This window comes from Clostridium ragsdalei P11, assembly GCF_001675165.1.
Taxonomy (GTDB): domain Bacteria; phylum Bacillota; class Clostridia; order Clostridiales; family Clostridiaceae; genus Clostridium_B; species Clostridium_B ragsdalei.
Window position 1 is genome coordinate 179,641 of record NZ_LROS01000022.1, and the last position, 21,646, is coordinate 201,286.

The 21,646-nt window shown below is 31.4% G+C and carries 18 protein-coding genes; 8 read left to right on the forward strand and 10 right to left on the reverse strand.

Annotated features, from left to right (window positions below; all coding sequences use genetic code 11):
- Positions 1–51 precede the first annotated feature (51 nt).
- The 3 genes from CLRAG_RS10965 to CLRAG_RS10975 all read right to left on the reverse strand — a co-directional run bounded on the left by CLRAG_RS10965 (position 52) and on the right by CLRAG_RS10975 (position 4,153).
- Positions 52–2,043, reverse strand: coding sequence for an FtsX-like permease family protein (locus CLRAG_RS10965; protein ID WP_065078477.1), 1,992 nt, complete (start codon positions 2,041–2,043; stop codon positions 52–54).
- Complete coding sequence (locus CLRAG_RS10970) at positions 2,033–2,800, reverse strand: ABC transporter ATP-binding protein (protein WP_065078575.1); 768 nt, start codon at positions 2,798–2,800, stop codon at positions 2,033–2,035. Before CLRAG_RS10970 ends, CLRAG_RS10965 begins: the two co-directional genes overlap by 11 nt.
- 201 nt (positions 2,801–3,001) lie before the next feature.
- Entirely contained in the window at positions 3,002–4,153 is a 1,152-nt protein-coding gene (locus tag CLRAG_RS10975; protein ID WP_154104979.1) for an amidase domain-containing protein, read from the reverse strand.
- A 296-nt stretch (positions 4,154–4,449) separates the two neighbouring features.
- On the opposite strand from CLRAG_RS10975, the gene CLRAG_RS10980 reads away from it, so the two are divergent.
- The 3 genes from CLRAG_RS10980 to CLRAG_RS10990 all read left to right on the forward strand — a co-directional run bounded on the left by CLRAG_RS10980 (position 4,450) and on the right by CLRAG_RS10990 (position 9,512).
- On the forward strand, positions 4,450–5,835 hold the full coding sequence (locus CLRAG_RS10980) for a radical SAM/SPASM domain-containing protein (RefSeq protein ID WP_065078478.1): 1,386 nt from the start codon (positions 4,450–4,452) through the stop codon (positions 5,833–5,835).
- 53 nt (positions 5,836–5,888) lie between these two features.
- Entirely contained in the window at positions 5,889–8,486 is a 2,598-nt protein-coding gene (locus CLRAG_RS10985) for an indoleacetate decarboxylase (protein ID WP_065078479.1), read from the forward strand.
- Positions 8,487–8,603: 117 nt separating this feature from the next.
- Positions 8,604–9,512: an indoleacetate decarboxylase activase gene (locus CLRAG_RS10990; RefSeq protein ID WP_275507580.1), complete on the forward strand. Its 909-nt coding sequence runs from the start codon at positions 8,604–8,606 to the stop codon at positions 9,510–9,512.
- A 130-nt stretch (positions 9,513–9,642) separates the two neighbouring features.
- On the opposite strand, the gene CLRAG_RS10995 is transcribed toward CLRAG_RS10990, so the two are convergent.
- Positions 9,643–10,917, reverse strand: coding sequence for a HAMP domain-containing methyl-accepting chemotaxis protein (locus tag CLRAG_RS10995; RefSeq protein ID WP_065078481.1), 1,275 nt, complete (start codon positions 10,915–10,917; stop codon positions 9,643–9,645).
- Positions 10,918–11,206: 289 nt separating this feature from the next.
- Complete coding sequence (locus CLRAG_RS21245; protein ID WP_275507578.1) at positions 11,207–11,338, reverse strand: hypothetical protein; 132 nt, start codon at positions 11,336–11,338, stop codon at positions 11,207–11,209.
- Between the two features lie 101 nt (positions 11,339–11,439).
- Here CLRAG_RS21245 and CLRAG_RS11000 point away from each other — a divergent pair, with 101 nt between their 5' ends.
- Entirely contained in the window at positions 11,440–12,171 is a 732-nt protein-coding gene (locus tag CLRAG_RS11000) for a nuclease-related domain-containing protein (RefSeq protein WP_065078482.1), read from the forward strand.
- 61 nt (positions 12,172–12,232) lie between these two features.
- On the opposite strand, the gene CLRAG_RS11005 is transcribed toward CLRAG_RS11000, so the two are convergent.
- Together CLRAG_RS11005 and CLRAG_RS11010 are read right to left on the reverse strand one after the other, a co-directional pair.
- A complete protein-coding gene (locus CLRAG_RS11005; protein ID WP_065078483.1) occupies positions 12,233–13,777 on the reverse strand; it encodes an ABC-F family ATP-binding cassette domain-containing protein in 1,545 nt (514 codons plus the stop codon).
- A 172-nt stretch (positions 13,778–13,949) separates the two neighbouring features.
- Complete coding sequence (locus CLRAG_RS11010; RefSeq protein ID WP_065078484.1) at positions 13,950–14,225, reverse strand: CD3324 family protein; 276 nt, start codon at positions 14,223–14,225, stop codon at positions 13,950–13,952.
- 492 nt (positions 14,226–14,717) lie between these two features.
- On the opposite strand from CLRAG_RS11010, the gene CLRAG_RS11015 reads away from it, so the two are divergent.
- The 3 genes from CLRAG_RS11015 to CLRAG_RS11025 all read left to right on the forward strand — a co-directional run bounded on the left by CLRAG_RS11015 (position 14,718) and on the right by CLRAG_RS11025 (position 18,263).
- Positions 14,718–15,554, forward strand: coding sequence for a MerR family transcriptional regulator (locus CLRAG_RS11015; RefSeq protein ID WP_065078485.1), 837 nt, complete (start codon positions 14,718–14,720; stop codon positions 15,552–15,554).
- Positions 15,555–15,685: 131 nt separating this feature from the next.
- Positions 15,686–17,068 carry an MATE family efflux transporter gene (locus CLRAG_RS11020; RefSeq protein ID WP_242872134.1) on the forward strand — a complete coding sequence of 461 codons (1,383 nt, stop codon included), beginning with the start codon at positions 15,686–15,688 and terminating at the stop codon, positions 17,066–17,068.
- 79 nt (positions 17,069–17,147) lie between these two features.
- Positions 17,148–18,263 carry a helix-turn-helix domain-containing protein gene (locus CLRAG_RS11025; RefSeq protein ID WP_065078486.1) on the forward strand — a complete coding sequence of 372 codons (1,116 nt, stop codon included), beginning with the start codon at positions 17,148–17,150 and terminating at the stop codon, positions 18,261–18,263.
- 157 nt (positions 18,264–18,420) lie between these two features.
- Here the strand turns inward: CLRAG_RS11025 and CLRAG_RS11030 are convergent, their stop codons facing one another.
- Both CLRAG_RS11030 and CLRAG_RS11035 read right to left on the reverse strand, forming a co-directional pair.
- Positions 18,421–18,945 carry a flavoprotein gene (locus tag CLRAG_RS11030; RefSeq protein WP_065078487.1) on the reverse strand — a complete coding sequence of 175 codons (525 nt, stop codon included), beginning with the start codon at positions 18,943–18,945 and terminating at the stop codon, positions 18,421–18,423.
- Positions 18,946–19,213: 268 nt separating this feature from the next.
- The gene (locus CLRAG_RS11035) at positions 19,214–20,689 is read right to left on the reverse strand and encodes an ATP-binding protein (protein WP_065078488.1); all 1,476 of its coding nucleotides are present in this window, start codon (positions 20,687–20,689) and stop codon (positions 19,214–19,216) included.
- A 135-nt stretch (positions 20,690–20,824) separates the two neighbouring features.
- Between CLRAG_RS11035 and CLRAG_RS21405 the strand changes: the two genes are divergently transcribed.
- A complete protein-coding gene (locus CLRAG_RS21405; protein ID WP_083985684.1) occupies positions 20,825–20,923 on the forward strand; it encodes an FN3 associated domain-containing protein in 99 nt (32 codons plus the stop codon).
- A 16-nt stretch (positions 20,924–20,939) separates the two neighbouring features.
- Here CLRAG_RS21405 and CLRAG_RS11040 read toward each other — a convergent pair whose 3' ends face one another.
- Positions 20,940–21,539: a TetR/AcrR family transcriptional regulator gene (locus tag CLRAG_RS11040; RefSeq protein WP_065078489.1), complete on the reverse strand. Its 600-nt coding sequence runs from the start codon at positions 21,537–21,539 to the stop codon at positions 20,940–20,942.
- Positions 21,540–21,646: the final 107 nt, after the last annotated feature.

Below are 21,646 nucleotides of genomic sequence, written 5' to 3' on the forward strand. Positions count from 1 at the left end.
CTATTAAACTTTGGCAAACAAAATTTAATAGCCCTAATAATTATTATAATATTAGATATTATTTTTTACTATATTTTTATATCCTGTATATGTTGTATAGAAATATCCTGCGTAAACTGCAATAAATAATAACGCTGTTATTAAAGCTGAAAATCTAATATCTATTTGATTAAACTTACTCATCTCTCCATTAACTACTGAAATGCCAATAATAGAATGAATTATCGCAAGCATAACTGGGAGACTAAAATATATCAGAGTTTGAATGAAGATTGTTTTATCTATCATTTTTTTGTTTGCACCAATTCTCTTTAAAGCTTTATATCTTTCTATACTATCACTAGCTTCTGACAATTGCTCAAGAGCAAGCACTGCCATGCTAGTTATTAGAAATACTATCCCTAAATATATTCCAATAAATAATACTGCTGTTGTTCCGCTCTTACTTCTAGAATAAATATCATCCTTTGAATACGCATCCATATTTGAAATACTTAAGCTCTTATACTTGTGATTTAATAAATTCTCGTGTATTTCACTATATTTTTTATTATTTTGTTGCCTATTTTTATCTAAATACATCACATTAAGTATGGATCTACAAATTTTATTGTACTTTGGTAGAATTTCATCATTTATAACTATCGTTAAATAAGTATCTTGCACTATATCATTTCCGAGATTTTCTTCTATAATTTTATCGTTTTTAACCAAGTACTCTTTTCCTTTAATATTAACTTTCTTACTACTTTTAAGCTTTTCATGAGCTAACTTAACCAGCTCATTATAGTTGGACATAAGTAAAACTTCATCCTTGTTTAAGCTTATTTCTTTTTTTCCTCTCAGTTTCAACATTTTATTATAATCCGATATTTTAATAAAGGATACCTCATCATCCTTATGATCTTCATCTGTAATTGATAATAAATTCCCTACTTTTACTCCTGAAAGATATTCATTGTAAGCTGCATACTTTTCATTTTTATTTGTTTTAAAATTAATTTTAGCTAATACATCTTCTAAATTGTCCTTTTTACTATTATTGTATACTGTTACACTAGCATCAAAAGGTGCTTCTTTTTCAAGTCCTACTTCAAAACCTTTCTTAAGACTTATTCCCGTAGATAATATAAGTATTGTAATAAATAACATTAAGCATATTACTGACATTGATATAAAATTTGTATTAACCTTACTATTTATTTGTTTTACTACAAATATATTCAATCCTTTTAAATATACATTCTTATTTCTATTTACTATATATAGTATCACTCCAGATAAACTAAAGAAGAATAATACTGTACCTACTACCGAGAAGATTATTAATGGCTTAAACATAGGATTTCTTGTATCCAAACCTATCTTTAGTATAGATTTATACGTAAATCCAAGTAATACCACACATAGAATAAAAGCTAATAAATATGTAAATGAATTTTTAAATTTTATATCTTCATTTTTCCTTCCTGCTGTTAGTAAATCAATTATTTTATACTTAGAAATAACAAATACATTAAATATCATAACAAGCAAAAACATTATTCCAAAGTATAATATAGTCTTACCTATAGCACTTGTTGAAACAGCAAATCTGTATTCATTTATAGAAGTCTCAAATAATTTTAATGTAAAAATAGATAAAACCTGTGATGTCCCCATTCCTAATATAAGACCGGAAATTAAAGATATAATTCCAACTATAAGTGTCTCTGTTACTAATATCCTGGATACTTTTCCTTTTCCCATACCTAAAGACATGTATATTCCTAATTCTTTTTTGCGTTTCTTTATTAAAAAATTATTTGCATATAATATTAAACTCCCTAATATCATTGATACAAATACTGATACGCCAGACATCATTTCCATTAACCTGGATATGTATTTTGCATTTGAAGATTTTAGATCAATAAGTGCCTTTTGTGAATCTATAGAATTAAAACTGTAAAATATACAAACAGCCAGTATTAGTGTTAAAAAGTATATAGTATAATCCTTATAACTTTTCTTAATATTGTTTATAGCTATCTTAAAATACATTGTTGTCATCGCCTCCAAGAAGAGTTATAACTTCTATAATTTTATTAAAGAATTCTTTTCTAGTGTTATTACCTCTTACAAGCTCGCTGAAGATTCTTCCATCTTTAATAAAAAGTATTCTATGAGCATAGCTTGCTGTAAAGGAATCATGAGTAACCATAAGTATGGTAGTATTCAACTCCTTGTTTAAACTTTCAAATCTTTCAAGTAATAATCTGGAAGACTTTGAATCCAGTGCTCCTGTTGGTTCATCTGCAAGTACCAAGGATGGATTAGTTACTATTGCTCTTGCTGAAGCAACTCTTTGTTTTTGTCCTCCTGACATCTGATAAGGATATTTATTTAATACTTGTCCTATTTCTAAATATTTAGCTACTGATTTTATTTTTTCATCTATTTCTGAAATTTTCTCGCCTTTTATTGTTAATGATAAAGCAATATTCTCATAAGCTGTAAGAGTATCTAATAAGTTGAAGTCTTGAAATATAAACCCTAACTCATTTTGTCTAAACTTGTCCAATGCTTTTGATTTTAACCTGGTAATGTCACTACCATTTATTATTATCTTTCCCACAGTAACATTATCAATAGTTGATATACAGTTAAGTAATGTAGTTTTACCACTTCCTGAAGGTCCCATTATTCCAACAAACTCCCCTTCATCTACCTTAAAGCTGATATTATCTATAGCCTTTGTTACATTATCTTTACTACCATAATACTTTTCAATTTTTTCTACACTTAATATATTTTGCATTTCCAATTCTCCCTTTTCCTTATTCCAGCTAGAATTTTTTAACTTCATCTGATGAACTTATTTTATATGATTCTATTTATATCATCAATTGAACTATATATAATTAATATTACATTTTTGTTATGTTATTTTCCTTAATTATAGAGCTGCTGCATTATAGATTTTTTATTGCAGCAGCCCCATGTTACAAATGTAATGTTGTTAATCCCTCATGTGTATGAGAAAAAATCTTATATTTTTATTTCCCCAACCTAAATCCCAGGGTACATGATACCTATCTGTAGTATGGGAGTTAACCAAAGGGTAATTGTGAGAATCAAATCCCGTTACTATTGCAAAATGATCTATATTGCCTCTGCCTTTCTCATAAGCTATCAAATCACCTGTCTTTAACTTACTAAATACTCCATTAGATGTATTTGATATAGCAGCAGTCAACTGGTCAAAAGTTCCAATCCTTATAACACTTCCCCTTCCACTGTGTAATAAATAGTTTTTTAATCCATCTGCATTTGACCAAGCTCTTGTACCTGGATGCCATTCACCATTAGTACGCATGGCACCTCCTTCTTTATCTCCCAATACTTGAGATATAAAATTAGTACAGTCTCCCCCTGCTCCATTATAATCATCATACTTCCTATTATATTTAAAGTTATTGCTATTTCCCCAAGCTATGCCACAATACTTGTCAGCATAAGCCACTGCATTTTTCCTGTCATAAACCATTTTCCTTTTACTACTGAAATTATTGAAATACTTTTTTGAAGAACTTAAGTTATTATTTAATGCTGCTGTATAAAGTTGAAGAGAATCTTCAAAGCAATCAGTGTACCAATCACTAAGTACAAGCCAATTTCCATCTTTTTTTACTACACTTGCCGTATGGCGTATACCTACTCCAAATGAATTTAATGGACTAGCTTCATCATTTTTATATTTATAATCAAACTTATAACTTTCTGCAATAACTAATCTTACTGCGTTGCCACGAGGTATAGCTTTTCTTAAATTTATAGTAGATTTAATATCTTTAAATTCTATATTTCTTTTACTGCACCAATCCTTCAAGTATTTAGCTCTTTTTACCTCATGCTCCAATGCATATCTACCGCTTGGTCTAGATGTATCATAGTAATTATTCAATGTTGAATAGTCACCGGTTTTAAGAGCATCACACCGAAAATTATATATTTTTTCAATTTCTGCACTTATCTCTTCCTTATTTATATTTTCCCTAGACTTGCATATTGAACATTTAAGTACAGGGATCGTTAAGAATATAAATATTAAAGTTATGTATTTTAGCAATGACATAACTTTAATTTTCTTCATCCCATGATTTAATCTCACAAATAGTCTCCTCCTAAAAAATAACTTAACAGTTTGCCTATTATGTTTAATAAAAAGCATCTATAACTATATGATTAGAATTTTATTATAAAATCATGTGATAAATATATTTCCAAATTTCATGTTAAATTTTATACCTTGTTCTACTTTGTATCACTTAAATTTATCTTTTATTGTAATAAACTTAGAGGGTACATCACTGCTTAAAAACTTTTCTTTTTATAGAGGATTATAGAATATTATGTAGAATAATTATATTATGGATTAAAATAACATTGTACTAAGGAGACAATATGATGAAAGACAATATGATGAAAGTATTATCCCAGCTAAATAGTGAAGAAAATTATGAAAGTATTATAGAACTTACTTCACTTATCTTAATTAAACATCCAGAGGATATCAAAATTCACTATTGTCTGGCAATGGCTTACATTACAAAAGGTGACAGAACTAACGGATTAAAACATTTACAAAATTTAATCTCCCAATCATTAAGTGCAAATAAAGAAAGCAAGGTTCATAGATTATTTATAAATCGGATAATATTACAGACGGTAGAAATTACAGAACTTTCACTCCATGGGGGGGATATGCTTGGTAAAAATACAATTCAAATAGTTAAAGAAGTAAAGCATTATGCCCATAAACTTGGAGAAAAGAATCTAGAACAGAGTGCAGAAAATATTTTAAAAAGGTGGATACATATAAACTCATTCAATCAACCAATAGTGGCGTTAATTCCTGATTCGCCATTAACTCTTCAAGTAGAGCCCACTAATGCCTGCAATTTAAACTGCACTATGTGCCCTCGCAGTAAGATGACCCGTAAAGTGGGATTTATGGATACGGCAATTTTTGATGAAATGCTTGGCGGTTGGAAAAATAGAGTACTTGTTAAATATGTACAGCATTTAATTTTTGGGACTACTTTCCCCATCATTAAGAGGGGTTCCATTAAACTCTTTTTTATGGGTGAACCTTTAATTCATAATCAACTAGATAAATTAATAGGAAGTGGAAAACGGGCTGGCTGTACTGTTGGAATCCAGACTAATGGCATAGCTCTTATAAATAAAGTGGTCCGCCAAAAATTGTTGTCAGCAAAACCTTCTGTAATAGGAATTTCTCTTGATGGTATAAATGAAATGTCATATGAATCTGTTAGACAAGGAGCCCATTGGGTAGATATTTGCAAAGGATTGGAAGCGCTACATAAAGAACGTGAGGAAATGAATTTGCATAGAAAGGCATGGATTATAATATCTTCTATTATTCCCCAATGGAATCAGATGTCGCTGGAACGTGCACAAAAATTTCTTGAGCCGATCCGTCCTTTTGTAGATCATATTGGATTTATTCCTCTAAGCCGTGAGCGGAATCCTAAATTTTATGATGGAAACGGTAAAATCACCTTATACAGCAAGCAGCCTATAGCCAGCGTATCAAAACTGCAGCCATTATGTGTAGAACCATTTACAAAACTCAATGTTCTCTGGGATGGGAGTATCACTCCATGTTGTTATGACATTGATTGTGATATGCTATTAGGTCAGGTCAAAGATGGTATCGATACCATCTGGAAATCCAACAAAGTAAAAGAACTTCAGTATGCTCTTTTAAATCAGGATATTAAGAAGTATCCCCTATGTTCAGTATGTATGGGCAATAACAAAATGTAATATCAAATTTTTATGGTGAAATACAAACTATTTTAATTAAGGAGGAATATTTTATGGAACTTAAAAAGAGTCAAACACCTACATGGCCACCAACTATGGAGGAAAAAGAAGAATCCGGGTTTGTTGATCGTGAAGTTAAAGGACAACCTTCAACTGAAAGAAACAAGAGAATTAAGCAGCGTTATTTAGATGCAAGACTTATGTTGGATCCAGAATTTTCAGTTTTATTTACAGAAAAATGGCGTGAATGTGATGGGGAGCCTGTATTAATACGCCATGCTAAAGCTTATGCTTATGCACTTGAAAATGTTACTCCATCAATTCTGCCTGATGAATTAATTGTAATGCAGAAAACACGTTACACACGTGGGGCACCAGTTCATCTGCAATACAGTCAGCAATTTTATCCGATTATGTTAAGTCATAGCGAATCTGTTGAGGACAAAAAAATATACGATATAGGAATGGGTGGCGGACGTAAACATATTGAATCAAAAGGCTTGAAGCAGTGTGGAATTTATGCAATCAGAGATGAGGATGTTCAACCACTTCTGGATGCCTGCAATTATTGGAAAGGCAAATGTATTGATGAAGCAGCTGAAAAATTTATTAACGAAAATATGCCCGATGCAGAAACCTTTAATAATGGCTATAAGGTAACTATGTGGCCGTTAAGTGTCGTTTCCATAATGGAAGGCAGATGGGTACCCGCTTATGATATAATCGTGGAGCGCGGCCTTGAGAATGTTATCAAGGAATGCAAGGAGCATATTGCCAATACTTTGCCTACTACCTATGATGTTGCGGAAAAGATCTTGTTCTGGAGAGCCTCAATTATTTCCTGTGAAGCAGTAATAAATTGGTCAAAGAACTACGCGCAGCAAGCTCGCATAGCTGCAGACACCGAAACAGATATGACACGTAAAAAAGAATTATTAGATATAGCAGAAAGGCTTGAATGGGTTCCTGCAAAACCTGCACGTAATTTTATGGAGGCACTTCAATCTGCATGGATAGGCCATATCGCTGTGGGACATGATTGTTCCGTCGTTGGTCTTTCACCAGGAAGATGGGGACAATTGTTGTACCCTTATTATAAAAAAGATCTTAAAGAGGGAAAGTTAACACGTGCACAAGTTATTGAAGTAATGGAACAGATACGTATCAAATTCTCAGGAAATGAATATATTGCACCACGTGCATGGTCTGCAATGGCTTCTGGAAATGCATATCAGCACCTAGTAGTGGGTGGTGTAGATAAAAATGGTTTACCAGCAGAAAATGACCTAGAATTTGATATTTTACAAGCTGGCATTAATATGCAGACAATACAGCCAACTCTCGGGGTACAGGTCAGTTCAAAAACCAGTGATAAACTGATGATGAAGGCTGCAGAATGCTGCAAGAGTGGCGGCGGCTATCCAGCATTCTTCAATAACGACATCAGCATTCAACATTTACTAATCGATGAAAGCGAAGAAGATATTACTTTAGAGGATGCAAGAGATGTAGCTATAGCAGGATGTGTTGAAATCGGAACACAGGGAACTTCACACGGTATTACCCATCCTGCATTCTTTAATGAGCCAAAGATTCTTGAAATAGTCCTTAATGATGGTGTTGATCCAAGAACAAACGTAAGATGCTATGATCCTCTGGGGAAAATAGATAGTTATGAAAAACTGTGGGATACATGGTGCAAGGTTGAATCAAAATATCTTAAATTTTACATGGATTCATGGAATTATACAGTAGAAATGCGCCGTGAAATAAATCCTTTGGTATTTGCTTCGGTGTTGATGAAGGATTGTATTAAGACCGGTAGGCCTATGGACGAAAATGGATGCCGTTATAATAAGTCAGTAACCCTGTTGAATTCAGGAATGGTTAATGTAGCAAACAGCTTTGCTGCTATCAAAAAGTGTGTATTTGAAGAAAAATTATTTACTTTGGATGAATTAAAACAATCTTTAAAGGAAAACTTCGGTTATGAGAAATCAGATAGTCGTACGTCGATGCTTGAACAAAAACGAATTGATATGAAATGGGCTAAGATTCATAAATTATGTCTTGATGCACCAAAGTTCGGTAACGATGATGATTATGTTGATAGCATTTTCGTACATTTGTGGCAACATTATAAAGATATAGTTTCAAAACAAACAACCTATTTAGGCTATCATTGGGTTCCTGCAGCATTATCCATATCATCACATGGTCCATTTGGTCGTGTATGTGGAGCAACACCTGATGGAAGATTAGCAGGTGTAACATTGACCGATGGCATCCTTTCAGCAACTCCGGGAACTGATGTTAATGGTCCTATGGCTCTATTAAATTCTGGAATTAAACTAGATTGTACCGATATGCGTAGTGTACAGCTGAATATGAAATTTCATCCTAATGCTGTTAAAGGTACTGAAGGTTCACATCACCTTGTAGACCTAATTAGAGGCTATTTTAGTAAGGGTGGTTACCACGTCCAGTTCAATATAGTGGACTCCAAGATGCTCCGAGATGCACAGGCACATCCTGAAAACTACCGTGACTTAATTGTACGTGTTGCTGGCTTCAGTGCATACTGGGTTGAGCTCGGCAAACCAATTCAAGATGAGATTATTGCCAGAACAGAATACGGAACCTCAGTGTAATAATACTGGATAATATAATTATGGGATGTGCATATTCCATCCCACATGTATAAAATAGTTATTTAATCATATATTGAAAGATAAAAGGAGGGAATTAAAATAACAAATAAAACAGGAATAGTTTTCGATATTCAAAGCTTTTCAGTTCACGATGGACCGGGCATTAGAACTATTGTATTCTTGAAGGGATGTCCACTAAAGTGCTGGTGGTGCGCAAATCCTGAGGGACAAGCTACCTTACCAGAAATTAGTTATCATGTTGATAAGTGTCAGGGCTGTATGTCCTGCGTAATAGCTTGTAAAAATAAAGCCATAGAAGGAATTACTGAATTGAAGACAGGTGAACATCATATTAATATAGATAAGGAAAAATGTAAAAAATGCTTGGAATTTGATTGTGTAAATGCCTGCCCGAATAAAGGGTTAGTTACCTGGGGGGATTTAAAGACAGTTGAAGATGTAATGAAAGCGATAAAACGCGATATTTCATATTTTAGAGAAAATGGTGGCGTTACGTTATCTGGAGGAGAACCTTTATGCCAGCATGACTTTGCTTTAGAAATATTGAAAGCATGTAAAGAAGAATATATTAATACCGCAATTGAGACTACACTTTATGCACCTTTTAAGGTTATTGAACCTTTTATACCTTTTGTAGATTTGTTCCTATGTGATATTAAGCAAATGGATGATTCAAAACACAAAAAATATACAGGGGTACCCAATAAAATGATATTGAGTAACATTTGCAGTTTATCTCAAAAAACCAAAAATATTTTAATAAGAATTCCTTTAATTCCAGGATGTAATGATGATATTTTAAATATTCAAAATACATCAAAGTTTGCATACGATAATGGGATAAATAGAATAAATATATTACCTTACCACAATCTTGGACAAAGCAAGTATGATAAATTGGGTAAAGAATATAAATTAAAGGATACAAAATCCCCTGGAGCTGATAAATTGGAACAATTAAGAAAAATAGTGGAAGAACAAGGTGTTAAATGTATCATCGGATAAAATTAAATCTATACATTTCAAAATAATTCAAAAGTACCCTCACATCACATTTATGACATGAGGGTACTTAAATTCTTTTTTTTAATTGTCATTGACATAAGGGTTCGTTTTAAATATTAAGAGCTCCTTCTTATATCTTAAAATTATGTACCAATTTATCAATCTTTTGAGCAAATTTTTCTTGATTTTGTGACGTTTGTACCATTTGTTTCATAGATTTTGAGGTTTCATCAATATTACCTTTAATATCCCCAGTACGCTCTGCAGAAAGCTGTGAATTTTCTGCAAAAGTTTGTACTGCTGTACTAACCTGGTTTACTGTGGCTTCCACTTCTTCGGACATAGATGCAATTTCTTCGGACATGGAACTCACAAATTGACCATCTTCATCATATTGTTTTGCTAAATCTTTATATTCATGCAATGTAGGTCTAATATGTTTTATAACAAATTCAAGTAATTCTTTGCTATTTACTGACAAATTTTCAAAAGCATCTTCCACCTTTACTATGGTACCTTGAATAGAATTTACGGTTTCCGCTGATTGCTCTGCAAGCTTTTTCACTTCCTCTGCAACTACTTCAAATCCTTTGCCTGCTTCTCCTGCCCTTGCAGCCTCAATAGCTGCATTTAGTGCAAGTAAATTAGTTTGTGATGCAATCGCTGCAATTCCATCCGCCATAGCTTTTATTTCATCTACCACTTTTCCATCTTCTATAGACTTTATTATATTTTTTTCTTTTTCATCATAAATAGAATGAGTTTCTTCCAATATTTTTTTGCCATTTACCTGAGCTTCTTTTGCTCTTTCTTTAATTTGAGAAGCATTGCTGCTACCATCCACAGCTTTTGAAGATAATTCCTCCATGCTTGAGTTAACTTCTTCAATGGATGCTGTTATTTCTTCTAATGTGGCGCTTTCTTCTTGAACATCTTTATCCATTTCTACTGTTGAGAGGTCTACATTTTTTATTTTAGATGTTATTTTCTCAATTGAAGCTGATAGTTCCCCAGAAGATGCACTAATACCTTGCCAATTTTCCATAATAGTATTTATAAGTTCTCTAATATTATTTTGTGCTTTTATTAATGATGCTTCTGTTTGTCCAAATTCATCACTTCTTGTGTTCTTAAACTTATATATAAAATCATAATTGGCAAGTTTTTCACCAAATAATTTTATCGTATTTAATGGTTTCATTATACTCTGAATTAATATGTAAGCCATAAAAATTGTAATTAAAAGTGCTATAGCTGTGATAATTATAACTTCGTTCCTAGAACCCTCATTTATTTTTGATAAACTTAATATACTTTGTGATGCTATTAAAATTATAAACACACAAACTATTGAAAATACTAATATAAACTTTTTCTTTACACTTAAATTCTTAAAAAATTGCATTTTTATGCTTCCCTTCTATTTTATAATATGTTCTTGAAAATCCAATACACAAAATTAGCGAGTAAAATGATTATATGAAAATTTACCTGTCCCAAAATTATTTAAATCTGTAAGTATATATATTATCATTTCACATCTTACACCTTTTTGTAATATATTTCAAGATATTATTTACTTTTTGTGCAATTTTCGTCAAAGAATCTATTTTTTACTAAATTTCATTTAAATAAAACTTACTGATTTAGTTACATGAAAATAATGCAGTTAAACTAAAAAACTTATCCATATTCTAATATGACCCATTTTTTTGATTCACATATTTTGTAACATTAATCATAATTTTTATAAATACAACCACTATTGTTCCCATTGTAATTAATCCACCTATAGTAATTAAAAATATCTCTAAACCTCGCGACATCTAATCTCACTCCTCTTCTTAAAGTTTAATATTATTTTTATTATTATCACATATTAATTAATATATACACTTACCTCTATTAGTAAAGGAGTGATATTATTATGGCAATAATAAAAACTAAAGAAAAATCTCTTCATAAAATTAGAAATAAGCATTATAAAAAAGCACTTACAGGAATTATTGCACTATTAATTATTTACGCAATAATTAGAATTATAGCTATGCCGACAAAATCTAATTCACCATTTATTTTAATATTTATTCCAATAATTTATTTGCTATATCATTTGAATAAGGCAGCAATATTTTCCCATGGTATAAAAGGCGAGAAAAAAGTCTTAGATAAATTACAAGTCTTATCTAATGATTATTTAATTTATAATGATATAACTATTAAAAACAAAAATAGGACTTCTCAAATTGATCATCTGGTAATTGGCCTTAATGGTATATTTTGTATTGAAACTAAAAATATGAAGGGTACTATTATTGGAAATGAAGAAGATCATAATTGGCGCCAGAGAAAAGTTGGCCAAAAAGGAGGAGTTTACTATAAAAACTTTTACAATCCATGTAAACAATGCTGCGGACATGTATACACTTTGAGTTGTTATTTAAAAGAGAATCAACTTGGACATTTGTGGATTCAACCTATAGTAGTATTCACAAGGAAATGGAGTTCAAGATTAAAAGTATCTACAAATACTACTCCTGTTATGAAAGTAAATGAATTACTTTTATTTATAGATAATTTTAAAAGTAAAAATGGAACTATTTCACATGAGGAAATCAAAAAATTAGAGACAATTATTGATACCAAGATAGATTTATAATTTTTTACATAATATAGATAAATTACAGAAAAAAGCCGGTTATTTTAACCGGCTCTAATACTCACATCTTCCAGTCTTCACAATTCCACACATTGGTTACAATGTCTTCATAAAACTCTGGTTCATGGCACACTAAAATTATGCTGCCGTCATATTCCTTTAAAGCACGCTTAAGTTCATCTTTAGCATAGATATCCAAGTGATTAGTTGGTTCATCCAAAACTAATATATTGGTTGGTTTATTGATAAGCTTGCACAATCTAACTTTGGCCTGTTCTCCTCCACTCAATATATTAATAGGACTGTCTATGTGCTGTCTTGTGAGTCCGCATTTAGCAAGATCACTTCTAACCTCAGTTTGGGTCAAATCAGAAAAAGTCTTCCAAACATCATATAAAACCGTATGGGTATTACTTTCTGCAACTTCCTGCTCAAAGTAGCCTATTTTTTTATAGTCACTTAAAACTACTTCACCATTTATAGGTTTTAATAATCCAAGCAAACTTTTTAATAGAGTTGTCTTTCCTAAACCATTGGCTCCAGTTATTGCAATTTTTTCTCCTCTTTTCATTTTTAGATTTAGAGGTCTACTTAAAGGCTTATCATATCCAATAACTAAATTGCTGGCTCTAAAAATTACACTTTCCGGCATTTTTACACTTTTAAAATTAAAGCGAGGTTTTATAAGGTTCTTTTTAATTTCTATTCTTTCAATTTTATTTAGCTTTTTTTCTCTTGCCTTTGCTTGTTTTGCAGTTGCAGCTCTTGCTTTATTTTTTCTTACATAATCTTCAAGCTTTGCGATTTCATTTTGCTGCTCTTTGTATTCAATTTGCAACTGCTGTTTTCTCATCTCGTAAAGTTTGAGAAAATAATCATAATTTCCGTGATATCTAGTTAAAATTTTGTGTTCAAGGTGATATATTACATTGACAACGCTGTTTAAAAAGCTGTTATCATGGGATATCAATATAAACGCATTTTCGTAATTTATTAAATAGCTTTTTAACCACTCTATGTGTTCTTCATCGAGGTGGTTAGTAGGCTCATCTAATAACAAAATGTCTGGTGCTTCAAGTAAAAGCTTAGCAAGTAAAACCTTTGTCCTTTGTCCACCGCTTAAATCTGAAACGTCTTTATCTAAAAGTTCTCTAATTCCAAGACCTGCTGCTGTAGATTGTATTCTTGAATTAATGCTGTAAAAGTTATTTTTGTCTAAAGTTTCTTGCATATTTGATAGCTTATGGAGAGCTTTGGATAATTCCTTTTCATCCATAGTGCCAAGCTTGTTGCATAAGTCACTTATTTTTTTCTCTATATCAAATAACTTTGAAAATGCGCTTTTTAAAGTGTCTAGTGTGGTATTTCCTTTTTTTAGATCAACATGCTGATCCATATAGCCTATGCTAAATTTGCGGTTCCATTCAATTGTCCCCTCATCTGGTAGAAGCTCTCCCGTAATAATTTTCATAAAGGTTGACTTACCTTCACCATTAGCACCAATAAGACCTATATGCTCTCCTCTTAATAATCTAAAAGATGTATTTTTAAATAATACTCTTTCACCAAATGAATGGCTCATATTTTCAACTGTTAAAATACTCATTATTTATTTACTTCCTTTATATATGTATTTCCAAATTAATATATTATCCGCTTTTAAAGCATATCATTTTATCCTATAAATGCTCAAGCTCATAAATATTTCTGTATTATATGTGACTATATAAAACAACGGTATATTAGCATACTTTTTTATGCTAATATACCGTTTTACATTAACCATGCTTTTTTTGTTTTCTGATTATTCTTCTAATACTATTTTCTGTTAAATAATATTGCTTAGATAAGCTTTTAACAGATATTCCTGTACAATACTTATTAAAAATTTCTTTATTCCTTATATAAAGATACTTTTTGGTTTCAGTATTTTCTCCCCAGGATTTTTTATTTTCATTTTTTCTAGGAATATAAATATATCCTCCATCGGTATATTTTTGAATTGCTTGAATTATACATTGTGGTAATACATTCTGTGCCTTTTCATATTTCATAAGCCATCTGCTCCAATCTACATTTACTTTGTAAATAATGAAGCAAAGACTGAACAAAACATGTAAAAACTAAATTGATAAATTTATAGGGTCGCTAATTAACTTATACACTACTCATAATGATTTAAAAATGTCATTTTGAAACATACATAAATTAAGTTTAACATTGTTTTCCCTGCAGCTCCAAACAAAATTTTTCCATGTCTTTACAATCTTTGCATGGAGCTAAATCTTATAACTAAAATCATTATCAATTTTCCCCCTTTTTCTTTAATCATAGTAAATATATATTTACAATAATTATTCTATGAACTTATACACCATGAAAACTATTGAAGATTTGAAATACAATCAAGTTAAGTATAATATAAACTCCAGCATTTTCAAAGCTTTAATTTGGAGTGACTTCAATAAGAAAAGAACCTTTTTTAGCATATGTCCATTATGGTAAAATATAGTTAACTGTGTTTACATGAGGAGTTGATTAATACAATGGATGAAAATAAAAAACTTTATCAAATAGGAAAAGTATCTAAAATATGCAATATTCCAATAAAAACACTCAGATACTATGATGAAATAAAACTGTTGATACCAAGAAAGATTGATCCAGACAGTAATTATAGATATTATTCAAATGATCAATTGGCTTTGGTGCTTGTAATCAAGCATTTTAAGGAAGCAGGTTTTTCATTAAAGGAAATAAAAGTTCTTTTGGGGAGAGAAAATTTAGAATATAACACAAGAAAAATTAATGAAAAATGTATAGAGATTGATAATAAAATTAACGATTTAAAAATGCTAAAAACAAAATTGCAGTTTTTTATAAAAGAAAGTAAGAAGAAAAAGAAAGAACATGAGGAATTTAAAATTGAGATAAAAGAAATACCTGTTTCTTATGTTGCCTATCTCAGAAGTAAGGGACCTTGTACTATTGAAGAATTTACAGTTAGGTACTGTAAGCTGATTTCATTAGTTGAAAGAAACAATTTTCACATTATAAAGAATGCTATGGCAGTGTATTATGATAACTGTATTGATTTTGAAGAAAAAGAAAAGCAAGATTATGATATAGAAGTTTGTATAGATGTGTCTGAGGAAAGAGAAATAGATGGTTTAGTTAGAAAGTTTGGAGGTTTTAAAGCTGTTACTGCTGTTCATTATGGAAGTTATTATAGTATGATAGATACTTATAGAAAGTTGTATAAATACATTTATGAAAATGGATATGAAATTTGCGGCGAGCCTGTAGATAATTATCTTGTGGACATAATGAACACAGTAGATGAAGAAAATTATGTGACTGAACTTATAGTTCCAATAAAATAAGTGTTGACTCTCCCGTTACTGTATGCATTATTCTTTCAATTGTAGATATTCACACCAGAAATATATATCTGTAGATAAGTTTGCTAACTTCCGTGAATGTCTATATGAAATTTGAAAGAGGTGTATGTAAGTTGAGCGAAAAGAGTACAAAAATTAATGAAAGCTATATTGAAAATGAAAAGCTTGGCAAGCTTATTATGAAGTTTTCAATTCCCTGCGTACTTGCAATGGTGGTCAATGCTCTTTACAGTATTGTGGATCAGATTTTCATTGGTCAGGGAGTAGGCTATATTGGTAATGCAGCTACAAATATAACCTTTCCACTTGTAGTTTTAGCCTTAGGTTTTTCACTACTTTTGGGAGATGGAGCAGCTGCTTTTTACAGTATAAAATTAGGAGAAAAAAACAAAGAAGAGGGCGCTAAGGCAATAGGTAATGCAATTGTTTTGATGGTGATTTTAAGTTTGATATTTTTAGCAGTTGGATATATTTTTATGGAAAAACTGCTGTGGGGCTTTGGGGCTACAAGCACTAACATTTCTGTAGCACTGGATTATATGAGAATAATCTTAATAGGATTTCCTTTCATGATTTTGGCAGCAGGGCTAAATTCAATAATACGCGCAGATGGCAGCCCGGAATATTCAATGCTTGCTATGATAGTAGGAGCAATTATAAATATTGTTTTAAATCCAATACTTATATTTCATTTTGGCATGGGTGTTAAAGGTTCTGCCATAGCAACAATAATAGGACAAATCTTATCCTGCACAATTTCTCTAAGTTACCTTAAAAAGTTTAAAAACATAAAGTTTAAAAGAGAATATTTGAGGCTTGATGTAAAGGTGAGCAAGGCAGTAATGCTTTTAGGAATCTCCAGTTTAATTACGCAGGCAGCAGTAACAATAATAATAATAGTAAGCAATAATATGCTTAAAATTTATGGAGCACAATCAATTTATGGCAGTGATATTCCCATATCAGCAATAGGTATTGTAATGAAAGTGAATGATCTTTTATTAGGAGTGGTAATAGGTATAGCGATAGGAGGCCAGCCAATACTTGGATACAATTACGGTGCTAAAAATTTAAAACGTGTTAAAGATACCTATTTTATGCTTATAAAAATAGCAACTGTTGTATCAATAATAGGCTTTATTATATTTCAGTTTTTTACACAGGGTATAGTAAATCTATTTGGTCAAAATAGTGCATTGTATAATGAATTTGCATTAAAATCTTTTAAGATATTTTTGATGCTCTGTATGTTTATAGGTTTTGAACTTACAAGTTGTATTTTCTTCCAGGCTGTAGGTAAACCTGGAAAAGCAATGCTTCTCACACTATGTAAACAGACCTTCTTTATAGTTCCTCTTATGATAATTTTACCTAAATTTCTTGGAGTTTTAGGAGTTTTATATGCAGGACCCTGTGCAGAAATATTATCAGTTATAGTGACTATTATTCTTATTACCTCAGAGCTTAAGAAATATTCAAAGTTAACTGTAAGTTGATTTTATCAACTAAAATCAACTTTTAATCCATTGTTATCATATATTAAAACCGTATAATTACATTATGAGGTGATAATATATGAAAGAAATTAATATTGCAAAAACACTTATTACAAAGCGTAAGGAAAAAGCCATTACGCAGGATAAATTGGCTGAATATATAGGTGTATCCAAAGCGTCAGTTTCTAAATGGGAAACAGGTCAAAGTTACCCTGATATTACTTTTCTTCCACAGCTTGCAGCATATTTTAATATCAGTATAGATGAGCTTATAGGATATGAGCCGCAAATGACAAAGGATGATATAAAAAAACTCTACAATAAATTAGCTGGTGAATTTAGCAGCAAACCTTTTGAAGAAGTTCTAGATAAGTGTCATGAAGTTATAAAAAAATACTATTCTTGTTTTCCACTTTTGGTGCAGATGGCTGTACTTCTTACGAACCATTATATGCTGGCAAAGGGTAAGGAAGCACAGGAGTCCGTCCTTCATGAAGTAATTGATTTATGCCAGAGAATTAGAGCAGAAGAGGATGATGTGTATGTAACAAATGAGGCAAACTCACTTGAAGCTGCCTGTTATCTCATATTACAACATCCGGAAGAAGTTCAAGAATTACTAAATGGAACAATGAAACCTAAACCATCAGATGAAGTAATACTGGCAAGTGCATATCAGATGACAGGAAATATACAAAAGGCAAAAGAAGTTTTACAGGTTGGTATATATCATCACTTAATTAATATGATGGATATATTGCCAAGTTATTTTATATTAAATCAGGATGTTCCAAAGCAGTTTGAAAATACACTCCAGCGCACAATTTCCACAGCCAAGCTTTTCAATTTAAACAATCTTCATCCCGGAGTTATGCTAAAGATATATTTAACAGCAGCACAGTGCTATGCAATGCAAAATAATCAGGATAAGGCAATTGATATGATAAGAAAATATGCGGATATATGCACATCAGAGTCACTCTCATTTGAACTACACGGCGATGAGTTTTTTGATAGTATTGATAATTGGTTTGCAGAATTTGATTTAGGAAACCAGGCACCTAGAGATGAAAAGGTCATTAAAAGAAGCATACTTGAGGCAATCACAGAAAATCCGGCATTTGCAGCATTTAAGGATCAGCCCAAATTTAAGAGTATCCTTGAATCAGTGAAATCAAAATTAGGAAACCTATAAAAAGCTTATTTGACACTGTCACAGCTTCTAAAGTTTCTGCTTCACAGATGAGCCAACTTAATCAAATAAATATTCTTATTTAAGACGAAGAAAATCTTTTGCTTCAGCTAAAATGGAACTATATTAAGTTATAGCTCCATTTTGGTTAAAATCATTTTTAACCAATTACTTCTTCAACTGTTTTAATAATAGCCTCTATGCTTGGAAATAGACTTGGAAATTTGGCCTCTTTATTTTCAACAAATATTACCCCATCTTCTTTAAGTGTTTTCACATTTCTTTGTACACTTGGTTTGCTGTACATTTTCGGATTAATATGAGTTGCAAAAATAATAGGTGAACTTGTTGACAATAGATTTGTAGTAAGAAGATTATCTGCTATTCCATTTGCTGCTTTTCCAACAGTATTGGCAGAAATTGGTGCGACAAGCATTAAGTCAGATTTAAATGACAGCGACTGATGATTCATATCATAAGCCTTTGGAAGTTCAAATTGCTCAATCTGGATAGGCGTTCCTGCCTCTCTCTGTACCATAAGCGGTGTAACAAAATTGGCTGCATTTGTCGTCATAATTACATGCACCTGTGCTCCACGCTTTTTCAATTCCTTAATTAACGTAAGTGACTGGTTTGCTGGGCTGCATGCTGTGATCCCTAAAGTTATTATTTTTCCTGATAACATATTTACTCCCCCATTTTCTTATAATTTTATTATTTCATCAATTGTTTACACAATAATATAAATTCTACAAATTAATCCAAACTCCTCTACGAATGACCAAATTTATAAAACAAGCCTAGTGTTTTAGCCATGTACAGCATCACTTTTGTTGTATCATGAATAATTAGTAAATATGGGCGTAGTTCAAAATAATCTTAATTACGCCTGTCCTATTTAAAAAAAGCTACAAGAAATACAACGTCCATCTGTATCCATGCAAATACTTCCATTACTTTTTGATTTGCTCATTTTTTAAATGAACTTCCCATATCCCTCTCCTGTTGTTTCCTTTATGTTTTAAAATGCCCTTGTCTTTTAATTTTTTAATATAATATTTAACTCTATTTACTGCCCAGCCAAGTTCGAGTGCTATCTCAGACTGTGTAATTATTGGATTCTCCATAATTGTTTTAATTACTGTCTCATCAAAATATGTTAATTTCATATTTGGGATGGTGTTTTGGATAGTTTGGGTGGTACTTTGGGTGGCGTTTTGGGTGGTACTTTGGGTGGCGTTTTGGATAGTATTCAATACTATCCTATAAAGATTCACTCTGAAATCGCCATCCAAATCAATAAGCTCTGGTTCTTTCAAACCATATTCCTTAAATTCTTCAAATATACGTGGAATACCACTACCCCACTGTTCTATAATTTTCATATAGACAAACGCATTAGCAATTGCACGATTGCGCACTTTTGAATATCCTTCACGAATCTTTTCAATGGTAACACCAGTAAGAAGCATTCCTGGAGAAGTGACTTCCAGACGGTCATCATATAAAGCCACCTGCACATTGCCCGGTTCAAGATAGCTACGATGTGTAACAGCATTAGCAATAATTTCACGTACACTTCCAATTGGCAGCTCATATTCATCCTGACGATACAATCCATTTATTTTTGCACCAAGATTAATCTTTTCAAGTACATATTTATAAGCTTTTTCTATCTGATTTTGAATAGAACCTGCAAACTCACGGCGGTCTACAAATACAGCTCTTGTCGTTCCTTTAAATACTCCGCACTGTATTTTTGTCTGCAATATCGGATTTCCTGAAAGAAGTGCAAAAGCATTTGTAGGAATAAGCTCACCATTTTGTTCTGCTAAAACACCCCATGACAGCAGAGTATTAGTAGTTACTTTCTTTACTTCTGCTTTTTCTGCATCTGTTTTGCAGTTTTCTATTGCAGTTTTTCTTAAAGAACTACAAAGATTTTTAAAATCAGCCTTTGAAACAGTATATCCAATACAAGGTGTCTGATCAAAGCATCTATTTGCACCTTCAAACATCAATTCTTTAATCATGTAGTTGTCAGCAGGTCTGGTAGTTCCTGCCGTTCTTACATAAATGCCTTTTTCCATACCAAGCGATTTGATATAATAAGGACGCTGTTTTCCTGCACTGATTTCAACCACAATAATAGTTTTCCCGTCTATTGTCTGCAATGTTACATCCGGTATAATTACAGGTTCACAACTATCTGAAATTGCATTTGTAATGGAATCCATTGTTTTAAAAATTGAATCATCATCTATTCCAACTACTTCATGATTATCATCTCTTATTCTAAATATCAACTTTCCTCCATGTCCATTTGCAAAAGCAACAACAGTCTTCATATATTTACTGCTTTTCTCCGGCAGCATCTCTTTAAACTCCATGCACTTGGATTCACCTGAAAGGATTTCTTCTATGCTCATGTTAGCACCTCCTCCATTACTTTATTTTTGCCAAAACATCCTTAAATATTTCTAGGAATGATGTTATCTTCATCAGCAGGATAGGTTTTATATTTTCCTGCATCCCATTCACCGCCTACATAAGCAAGAGCAAAGATATATTATACTATTAATGGAAGCCAGCCAAGTGTAACAAATCCTGCAAGTATGATTTATACAGCACCAATAACAGTAACCAGTTCAGAAACAACTTAAATTTACAACACAGTTCTCATTTTTTAAATCTTTCAAAGAAACAAGAAAGCATTTCTGCAAGATATTCTATATACTTTTCCTGCTTTTTAGAATCCTCCATGGATGAAACAACTATAGCATTTCTATTGGTGGTTTCAACTATCAATTGTGCAATAACTTCTGAATCTTCACCTGAAAAATAATTTTCAATTTCTTTGATTATTTCTTCATCACACCTTTTTATTAATTCGTTTATTTCAGGATAATCAGCCATAATCCTGTCTCTTTCCATAACAATTTTTATTTTTGATCTTATTTTTAATAATACATCGTATAGATAGCTATAAATTTTTGTTTTTAAATCATCCTCCTCATCAAACAACTTTTTTAATAATTCTATAATTTTACTATTGTCATCATCATATCCTAGATTTAAACATTCGTAATAGATTTTGCTTTTATCTTTAAAGTAATTATAAAATATTCCAATAGAAACTCCAGCTTCTTTTGCAATGTCTTTAGAAGTTGTATCATAAAATCCTTTTTTATTGAAAAGCTGTTCTGCAGCTGTAATTAACTTTTTTCTAGTTTCAAGTGCTCTTTTTTGTTTAGGTTTTTCATTGTAGTTTTTTTCCATAGAACCACCTTTTATATAAAAATTAATATTTAATAAGTTAATTATAAAACTAAAAAAAATTAAGGTCAATAAATTTTGAACCAAAGCTCAATTTTATATTGGCAATA